1 protein-coding gene and 1 pseudogene are annotated in these 1,168 nt (G+C 59.8%); both read right to left on the bottom strand.

The features are described from left to right. Positions 1-248 (bottom strand): annotated as a pseudogene (gene glmM, locus FTU00_RS15455) (phosphoglucosamine mutase); the annotation flags it as partial. Positions 249-334: 86 nt separating this feature from the next. Beyond that, positions 335-1,150, bottom strand: a complete 816-nt coding sequence (gene sul2, locus FTU00_RS15450; protein WP_001043260.1) for a sulfonamide-resistant dihydropteroate synthase Sul2 — start codon at positions 1,148-1,150, stop codon at positions 335-337. Between the last annotated feature and the right edge of the window lie 18 nt (positions 1,151-1,168).

Here is a 1,168-nt window from a genome sequence, read left to right as displayed (position 1 = left end):
TACGTTGTCGGCAGCGGGCCAAAAAGGAATACGTCCATGCCCATCGAGGTGAAACCGGCTGTGAGCGCGGGTTCAAGCATATAGCCCGACAGGCGCGTATCCTTGCCGATCACGACACGATGGCGGTGGTCACCGCGACGAAAGACACGGCCAGCCGCCATGCCGACGCGCAAGGCGGTTTCCGCCGTCATCGCGCCTTCGTTGGCTTTGCCACGAATACCGTCTGTGCCGAAATATTTGCGCACCATAAGGTCGATTATCCTGTCGTCGGGTCGCCCTCAAAGGGGACATGCCTGCTGAACCGCGAATATAGAGAAATATCCCGAATGTGCAGTTAACGAATTCTTGCGGTTTCTTTCAGCGCCGCCAATACCGCCAGCCCGTCGCGCAAGGGGCGCGGCTCGTGTGTGCGGATGAAGTCAGCTCCACCTGCGGCGGCGGCAAGCTCTGCAGCGAGTGTCGCGGCCCCGACATCCCCCGGACCACGGCCTGTGAGCGCGCGCAGAAAGGATTTGCGCGAAACAGACAGAAGCACCGGCAAATCGAAGCGCAGCCGCAATTCATCGAACCGCGCCAGCACCGAGAGCGAGGTTTCGGGAGCAGCCCCCAGAAAAAACCCCATGCCGGGATCAAGGACAAGGCGGTTGCGTTTGATACCGGCACCCGTCAGCGCCGCGATGCGCGCGTCAAAGAACGCCGCAATGTGATCCATGATGTCGCCAGCGGGTGCCTCGCGCCGATCTGCCTGCCCGTCTTGCACCGAATGCATAACGACGAGTTTGGCAGATGATTTCGCCAATTGCGGATAGAACGCAGCGTCTGGAAAACCGCGAATATCATTGAGATAGGCCACACCACGCGACAAGGCATAGGCTTGCGTCGCGGGTTGATAACTGTCGAGCGAGACGGGAATGCCATCTGCCTTGAGCGCGTCCAGCACCGGCGCGATACGCGCGATTTCTGTGTCGGACGAAACAGGCGCGGCGTCGGGATTGCTGGATGCCGGACCGAGGTCGATCACATCTGCCCCCTCGGCCATCAGCTTACGCGCCTGCGCAATGGCTGCGTCTGGCGCCAGATACCGGCCTCCATCGGAGAAACTGTCCGAGGTTATGTTGACGATGCCGAAAATGATGAGCGATTTATTCATGGGGGCTTCTATAATAAT

Source organism: Acinetobacter sp. YH12041 (genome assembly GCF_013419975.1).
Lineage (GTDB): Bacteria > Pseudomonadota > Gammaproteobacteria > Pseudomonadales > Moraxellaceae > Acinetobacter.
The sequence above is the reverse complement of the archived record's forward strand: the minus strand, read 5'-3'. Positions and strand labels throughout refer to the sequence as shown.

Coding starts and splice junctions, on each gene's coding strand:
- sul2 (WP_001043260.1), bottom strand. CDS start 1,150: ATGAATAAATCGCTCATCATTTTCGGCATCGTCAACATAACCTCGGAC.